This window comes from Nocardioides sp. NPDC006303 (assembly GCF_040613175.1).
Classification (GTDB): Bacteria; Actinomycetota; Actinomycetes; order Propionibacteriales; family Nocardioidaceae; genus Nocardioides.
The window spans coordinates 1-7,329 of record NZ_JBEXRR010000075.1 but is presented as its reverse complement, the minus strand read 5'-3'; the positions used below and the strand labels follow the sequence as shown (position 1 = coordinate 7,329).

General features: G+C 69.2%; 6 protein-coding genes, 1 tRNA gene and 1 other RNA gene. 7 read left to right on the top strand and 1 reads right to left on the bottom strand.

Annotated elements, in window-relative coordinates; translation table 11 throughout:
- Nucleotides 1-119: 119 nt before the first annotated feature.
- Nucleotides 120-207, bottom strand: a tRNA-Ser gene (locus ABZY89_RS29235).
- Between the two features lie 100 nt (nucleotides 208-307).
- Between ABZY89_RS29235 and ffs the strand changes: the two genes are divergently transcribed.
- From ffs to ABZY89_RS29200, 7 genes are all read left to right on the top strand, one after another.
- Nucleotides 308-398: signal recognition particle sRNA small type (ffs, locus tag ABZY89_RS29230), an RNA gene on the top strand.
- A gap of 66 nt (nucleotides 399-464) precedes the next feature.
- Nucleotides 465-2,597: a DNA polymerase III subunit gamma and tau gene (locus ABZY89_RS29225; RefSeq protein WP_355232679.1), complete on the top strand. Its 2,133-nt coding sequence runs from the start codon at nucleotides 465-467 to the stop codon at nucleotides 2,595-2,597.
- A 10-nt stretch (nucleotides 2,598-2,607) separates the two neighbouring features.
- Complete coding sequence (locus tag ABZY89_RS29220; RefSeq protein WP_355020534.1) at nucleotides 2,608-2,991, top strand: YbaB/EbfC family nucleoid-associated protein; 384 nt, start codon at nucleotides 2,608-2,610, stop codon at nucleotides 2,989-2,991.
- Between the two features lie 33 nt (nucleotides 2,992-3,024).
- Nucleotides 3,025-3,621 carry a recombination mediator RecR gene (recR, locus tag ABZY89_RS29215; RefSeq protein WP_008356228.1) on the top strand — a complete coding sequence of 199 codons (597 nt, stop codon included), beginning with the start codon at nucleotides 3,025-3,027 and terminating at the stop codon, nucleotides 3,619-3,621.
- An 86-nt stretch (nucleotides 3,622-3,707) separates the two neighbouring features.
- Nucleotides 3,708-4,295 (top strand): DUF5063 domain-containing protein, encoded by a 588-nt coding sequence (locus ABZY89_RS29210; RefSeq protein ID WP_160025786.1) that lies wholly within the window; start codon nucleotides 3,708-3,710, stop codon nucleotides 4,293-4,295.
- Nucleotides 4,296-4,306: 11 nt separating this feature from the next.
- Nucleotides 4,307-6,145, top strand: a complete 1,839-nt coding sequence (locus tag ABZY89_RS29205; protein ID WP_355232678.1) for an aspartate kinase — start codon at nucleotides 4,307-4,309, stop codon at nucleotides 6,143-6,145.
- Nucleotides 6,142-7,185: an aspartate-semialdehyde dehydrogenase gene (locus tag ABZY89_RS29200; RefSeq protein WP_355232677.1), complete on the top strand. Its 1,044-nt coding sequence runs from the start codon at nucleotides 6,142-6,144 to the stop codon at nucleotides 7,183-7,185. The genes ABZY89_RS29205 and ABZY89_RS29200 overlap by 4 nt, the downstream gene beginning before the upstream one ends.
- Nucleotides 7,186-7,329 lie beyond the last annotated feature (144 nt).

Sequence of the window (7,329 nt, the reverse complement as noted above, 5' to 3'; positions counted from 1 at the left end):
CGCGACGCGGAGCGCGAGGAGCGCGAGCGCGTCCGGCGGCCGCTCGAGGAGATCGCCTTCGCCGACAAATGGGGCACGCCCTGGGCCTGCTCGAAAGCAGGTCAGGCGCCGGTTTGTGCTGGCGGATCTGGGGGGATTCGAACCCCCGAGGGCGTTAACCCAACACGGATTCCAGCCGTGCGCCATAGGCCACTAGGCGACAGATCCGTGCGTGATCCTACGCGGCTCCGGGATCATGGAGGAAATCGGCGGAGGGCCGGTGGGTGTGCTTTGGGATCGGCGAGCGGACTCGTCTAGACTCTTCCGCAACCCCCCATGTGGCGACATCTTGTCGAACCTCCCCAGGGCCGGAAGGCAGCAAGGATAAGCGAGCTCTGTTGGGTACGTGGGGGGCCTTTTCTATTTCCTGACAGCCTGCCGTGCGCGGTCGCAAACTGTCGGTGCGGGCGGATAGGGTCTATCGGGTGGACGCACCGTTAGCTCTCTACCGCCGCTACCGGCCGGAGACGTTTGCCGAGGTCATCGGCCAAGATCACGTCACCGGCCCGCTGCGCAATGCGCTGGCGGGCAACCGGGTCAACCATGCGTACCTCTTCTCCGGGCCACGCGGCTGCGGCAAGACGACCTCGGCGCGTATCCTGGCGCGGGCGCTGAACTGCGAGAAGGCGCCGATCGCGGATCCGTGCGGGGAGTGCGAGTCGTGCCGGGACCTGGCGCGCGGTGGACCCGGCAGCATCGACGTGATCGAGATCGACGCGGCGTCGCACGGTGGTGTGGACGATGCCCGTGACCTGCGGGAGAAGGCGTTTTTCGCGCCGGTGAAGAGCCGCTACAAGGTCTACATCATCGACGAGGCCCACATGGTCTCGACGCAGGGCTTCAACGCGCTGCTCAAGCTCGTCGAGGAGCCGCCGGAGCATCTGCGGTTCATCTTCGCGACGACCGAGCCGGAGAAGGTCATTCCGACGATCCGGTCGCGCACCCATCACTATCCGTTCCGCCTCTTCCCGCCCAAGCTGGTCTCCGACTACATCTCGACGCTGTGCGAGAAGGAGGGCATCAGTGTCGAGCCGGCCGCGCTGCCGCTGGTCGCGCGCGCGGGCGCCGGGTCGATGCGCGACAGCCTCTCGGTCATGGACCAGCTGCTCGGTGGCTCGGGGCCTGAGGGCGTGACGTACGAGCTGGCTGCTGGGCTGCTCGGATACACCCCGGACGCACTGCTGGACGAGGTCGTCGACGCCTTCGCCGCCCATGACGGCGCCGCGGTCTTCGGCGTCATCGACAAGATCATCGAGACCGGCCAGGACCCGCGGCGGTTCACCGAGGACCTGCTGCGGCGGCTGCGTGACCTGGTCATCGTCAAGGCGGTCCCCGACGCGCCCGCGACCGGCCTCATCGACGTCTCCGAAGACGGCGGCGAGCGGCTGGTCGCCCAGGCCGGACGCTTCGGACCACACGATCTTTCGCGAGCCGCTGACGCGGTCGCCACCGGTCTGACCGAGATGCGCGGCGCCACCGCGCCCCGACTTCTGCTCGAGCTGATCTGTGCCCGGGTGCTGCTGCCCGCCGCCGACGGTGCCGATGGTCTCGCGGCTCGGCTGGACCGTCTGGAGAGGCGGATCGAGATCAGCGGTACGCCGACGGTGTCCGCTGCTCCGGCAGCTGCCGCCCCCGCTCAGGACCGGCCGGTGCTCAAGCCATCGGTCGGTGCGCCGGGGCACGAGACCGTCGCTCCGGCGGCGCCGCAGCCCGAGCCCGTCCAGGCGTACGCCCCGACCCCCGAGCCGGCCCGCGAGCAGCCCGCTCCGGCCGCGGAGATGCCTCCCCAGCAGGCCTCGGCCGCTCCTGAGCCGCCGAGCCAGCCTCAGCCGCAACCACAGACCCAGCCACAGACCCAGCCTCAGGCGCAGTCACCGGCGCAGTCACCGGGCGGGATGGGCAACGTGGACGTCCGCCGCCTGTGGGACGACGTGATCGCCCAGACCAAGGGTCTGCGTCGGGCAACCTGGTCGCTGGTGGGTCAGAACGCCCAGGTGGTCGACTTCCGCGACGGCGTGCTCACCCTCGGGTTCGCCTCGCCGGGGCTCCGTGACCGGTTCGCGACCGGCGGGCACGAGCCGATCCTCGGGCAGGCGCTGGTCAACGTGATCGGGATCCAGCCGAAGATCGAGGCGATCGTCGCGGGCGGCGGCCAAGGAGCCCCGCAGCGACAGGCGCCGCCGACGCCGCAGCCGAGCCAGCCCCAAGAGCCCGCGCAGCCGCAACAGCCGCCGGAGGCATCCTGGAACGAGCAGGCGCCGCCACCCGACTGGGCCGCCGAGCCGCCGCCACCCGACCAGCCACCGGCCCCGCCGGAGCCGCCGGCGACGCAGCCGGCCGACCCGGGAGCGATCGCACTGGCTCGGGAGGCCATCCGACCGACGCGTGCGGCCGACTACGAGCCCCCGGTCGACGACACGGTGGCCCGCCTGGCGGAGGCGGATGCCGCGGTGAACCCCGACGACCAGGCCTACGACGGGCCTGCCGCGATGGGCGCCGAGGCGCTGCTCGCTCAGGAGTTGGGTGCAACGATGATCGAAGAGATTCCTCACAACTAGGACGGCACAGATGACGAACCCACTCGAAGGCCTCGGCGGCGAGGGCGGCTTCGACCTCAACGCGATCATGCAGCAGGCCCAGGCGCTGCAGAGCCAGATCGTCGACGCCCAGGAGAAGCTCGCCGAGACGATCGTCGACGGCACCGTCGCCGGCGGTGCGGTGACCGTCAAGCTCACCGGCACCGGCGAGCTGGTCGGCGTGGAGATCAAGCAGGGCGAGTTCGACGGCAGCAACCCCGACGACCTCGAGGACCTCGGCGCCGTGATCGTCGCCGCCTACCGCGAGGCCAAGGGCAAGGCCGACGAGCTCGCCGGTGACGCGATGGGCCCGCTCGCGGGCGGCCTCGGTGGTGCCCCCGGCGGTGGCGAGCCGCCGTTCAAGCTCGGCTTCTAACACCAGCACAGCTAGAGACAGGCGATAACCAAGTTGTACGAGGGTGTGGTCCAAGACCTCATCGACGAGCTGGGACGGCTGCCGGGCGTAGGTCCGAAGAGCGCCCAGCGGATCGCGTTCCATCTGCTCCAGGCTGATCCCGCCGACGTACATCGGCTGGCCTCGATCCTCAACGAGGTCAAGGCGAAGGTGAAGTTCTGCTCGGTCTGCTTCAACGTCTCCGAGGAGGAGACCTGCCGGATCTGTCGCGACCCCCGTCGCGAGCAGTCGGTGCTGTGCGTGGTCGAGGAGTACAAGGACGTCGTCGCGATCGAGCGCACCCGCGAGTTCCGCGGCCGCTATCACGTGCTCGGTGGCGCGATCAGCCCGATCGACGGGATCGGTCCCGACCAGCTGCGCATCCGTGAGCTCGTCCAGCGGCTCAACGACCCCGGGATCACCGAGGTGATCCTCGCCACGGACCCCAACCTCGAGGGCGAGGCGACGGCGACCTACCTGACGCGTCAGCTGAGCCCGCTCGGGCTGAAGGTCACCCGCCTGGCCAGCGGTCTCCCGGTCGGTGGCGATCTGGAGTACGCCGACGAGGTCACCCTCGGGCGAGCCTTCGCCGGCAGGCGCGCGGCTGAGTAGTCCCTAAGAGCCGACTCTTTACCCTCGTCAGGCCGCGACTTCGGCGGTAGCCTGACGATTCAAGGGACCTCGGGAAGGGGGCCGTCATGACGAACGACTTGACCGGCAAGGACTTCGCCACCAGCATCGCCGACTCGGTGGAGAGCTTCCTGCTCTCGGTGCGCGCGATAGCTGCGGACGGCGATGGTGGCAGCGCTGTCCCGATGCTGCTGCTGGAGGTGAGCCAGATCCTGCTGGCGGGCGCGCGACTGGGCGCCCAGCAGGACTTCGAGCCTCGTGAGGAGTTCCAGCCCGACGTCGGCATGGAAGCCGACGTCGACGAGCTCCGGATGGGGCTCGCCGAGATGTTCGGGGACATCGACACCTACAGCTTCGTCTTCGATCCGTACAGCCCGGACGTGGTCGACAGCCAGATCTCCGACGACGTCGCCAGCCTGGTGACCGACCTGGAGTACGGCCTGCGTCACTACCGTCTCGGCGACGTCGACGAGGCGCTGTGGTGGTGGCAGTTCAGCTACGTCAACAACTGGGGCAACCTGGCCGGTGCCGTGCTCAACGCGCTGCTCACCGTGGTCGCTCACGACCGCCTCGACTCCGAGCCGTTCACCGGTGAGGACGAGGACCTGGCTGCCGCTGATGAGATGCTGGAGAAGACGGCCGCATCGGCAACGTAGACTTTCCCGCCGTGGGAATCGTCGTTCAGAAGTACGGTGGCAGCTCGGTCGCGGACGCTGCAGGCATCAAGCGCGTTGCTCAGCGAGTGGTCGCGACCAAAGAGCAGGGCCACGACGTTGTCGTGGCCGTCTCTGCCATGGGCGACACCACCGACGAGCTGATCGACCTGGCCAACAAGGTCTCGCCCGACGCGACCGCGCACGCGCGTGAGTTCGACATGCTGCTCACCTCCGGTGAGCGGCAGTCGATGGCGCTGCTCGCGATGGCGATCAACGACGTCGCGAACGAGCGCGGGCTGGCGTACGAGGCTCGGTCGTTCACCGGGTCGCAGGCCGGTCTGATCACCGACGCGCAGCATGGGCGCGCCAAGATCCTCAGCATCACCCCGGAGCGGATCCAGGCAGCGCTCGGCGACGGTGCGATCGCGATCGTGGCCGGCTTCCAGGGCGTCTCCAGGGACACCAAGGACATCACCACGCTGGGCCGTGGCGGCACCGACACCACCGCGGTCGCGCTGGCGGTGGCGCTGGACGCCGACGTCTGCGAGATCTACACCGACGTCGACGGCGTCTTCACCGCTGACCCGCGGATCGTCCCGACCGCCCGCAAGCTGAGCTCGGTCGCCTTCGAGGAGATGCTCGAGCTGGCGGCCTCCGGGGCGAAGGTGCTCCACCTGCGCTCGGTGGAGTTCGCCCGGCGTCACAGCCTCCCGATCCACGTACGCTCCTCCTTCTCCACCCTCAACGGCACCGTGGTCAAGGGCAGCATCGACGCGGTCTCGCCGCACGCCGACCACCAGCGCAGCGGCGACGCCGGCATGGAGGCGCCAATCGTCGCCGCCATCGCCCACGACCGCAGCCAGGCCAAGATCACGGTGGTCAACGCACCCGACGAGGTGGGCGCCGCGGCGAAGGTCTTCGAGATCATCGCCGGGGTGGGCATCAACGTCGACATGGTCGTCCAGGACTCGTCGGCAGCCGGCACCGACCGCACCGACATCACGTTCACGCTGCCCCGCGACGACGCCGAGCGGGCCGGGAAGGTGCTGGAGCAGGCACGCGGTGAGCTCGGCTTCGAGCGGGTGAACACCGAGCCCCGGATGGGCAAGGTCTCCCTGATCGGTGCCGGGCTGCGGACTCAGCCGAAGAAGATCGCCGACTTCTTCTCCGCGATCGCGCAGGCCGGCGTCAACATCCAGATGATCTCCACCTCGGAGGTCCGGGTCTCGGTCGTCGTCGGCGACGACGAGGTCGACCGCGCCGTGCAGGCCGCCGCGGAGAGGTTCAGCGACGTGGAGGTCGAGAAGGTCTCCTACGGCACCGACGCCGACGGCGACACCCCGGAGATCGTCGGCGTGGCCCACGACCGCGGCGAAGCCAAGATCACCGTCGCCGGCGTCACCGACGAGCCCGGTGAGGCCGCCCGCATCTTCGACACCCTTGCCGACAACGGCATCAACATCGACATGATCGTCCAGAACGTGTCGGCGGAGAAGACCCGGCGCACGGACATCTCGTTCACGCTGCCCCGCACCGACGTCAAGCGGGCCCGCGCGGCACTCACCGACATCCAGGGTGAGGTCGGTTTCGCCGACCCGGTCGCCGACGAGCAGATCGGCAAGCTCTCGATCGTCGGTGCCGGGATGCGTACGCATCCGGGGATCACGGCGAGGTTCTTCGCCGCGCTCGCCGCCGAGGGAGTCCTGATCCGGATGGTGTCGACCTCGGAGATCCGCGTCTCGGTGCTCGTCAGCGCCGACGACCTCGACCGCGCCGTGCGCGCCACACACAAAGCATTCGGCCTCGACAGCGACGTAGAGGCCATCGTCTACGGAGGGACCGGCCGATGAGCGTCAACCTGGGAATTGTGGGAGCGACCGGACAGGTGGGCGTCGCCGTACGTCAGATCCTGCTCGAGCGCGGCTTCCCGCTCGGCGAGGTCCGTTTCTTCGCCTCGGCACGCTCGGCGGGCAAGACCATCGAGTTCGGGGACCGCTCGGTCGTCGTCGAGGACGCCGCCACCGCTGACCCCTCGGGCCTCGACATCGCGATCTTCTCCGCCGGCGGCGCCACCTCGAAGGCGCTGGCGCCGAAGTTCGCCGACGCCGGCGTGATCGTCATCGACAACTCCTCGGCCTGGCGCAAGGACCCGTCGATCCCGCTGGTCGTCTCCGAGGTCAACCCCTCGGCGATGGACGGCGTCATCGAGGCTCGCCAGGGCATCATCGCCAACCCCAACTGCACCACGATGGCCGCGATGCCGGTCCTCAAGGCGCTCCACGACGAAGCCGGTCTCGAGCGGCTCGTCGTATCGACCTACCAGGCGGTCTCGGGCTCCGGCGTCGCCGGCGTCGAGGAGCTGGTCAGCGAGGTCGCGGCTGCCGGCGACAAGGCTCGCGAGCTCGCCTACGACGGCTCCGCGATCACATTCCCGGAGCCGGACAAGTACGTCGAGACGATCGCCTACAACGTCCTTCCGTACGCCGGTTCGCTGGTCGAGGACGGCCTCAACGAGACCGATGAGGAGCAGAAGCTCCGCAACGAGTCCCGCAAGATCCTGTCCCTGCCCGACCTGCGGGTCTCCGGCATCTGCGTCCGCGTCCCGGTCGTCACCGGCCACTCGCTCGCGGTCAACGCCGAGTTCTCCTCGTCTCTGACCCCCGAGCGCGCCACCGAGATCCTCTCGAACGCCCCGGGTGTCGAGCTCCGCGACGTACCCACGCCTCTGTACGCCGCCGGCAAGGACCCCTCCTACGTCGGCCGCATCCGCCAGGACGAGGGCGTTCCCGACAACCGCGGTCTCGCCCTGTTCATCTCCAACGACAACCTCCGCAAGGGCGCCGCGCTCAACACGGTCCAGCTCGCCGAGCTGGTCGCCGCTGCCCTCTGACCCAGAGGCTCTGCCGAGTCCGCACTTCTGGCGGGCCGAATCTGTAGTTGTGGGCGACGAAACTCTGGTTTCGTCGCCCCGGCGCTGCGCCACGGCGAGCTGTCACCGCTGCTGGTCTCGTTCGGCTTGGCCGTCATCGGCGCC

Excerpts from the sequence above, each read along its gene's own strand:
- ABZY89_RS29220 (WP_355020534.1), top strand. The coding sequence starts at position 2,608 with ATGACGAACCCACTCGAAGGCCTCGGCGGCGAGGGCGGCTTCGACCTC.
- ABZY89_RS29210 (WP_160025786.1), top strand. The coding sequence starts at position 3,708 with ATGACGAACGACTTGACCGGCAAGGACTTCGCCACCAGCATCGCCGAC.
- ABZY89_RS29200 (WP_355232677.1), top strand. The coding sequence starts at position 6,142 with ATGAGCGTCAACCTGGGAATTGTGGGAGCGACCGGACAGGTGGGCGTC.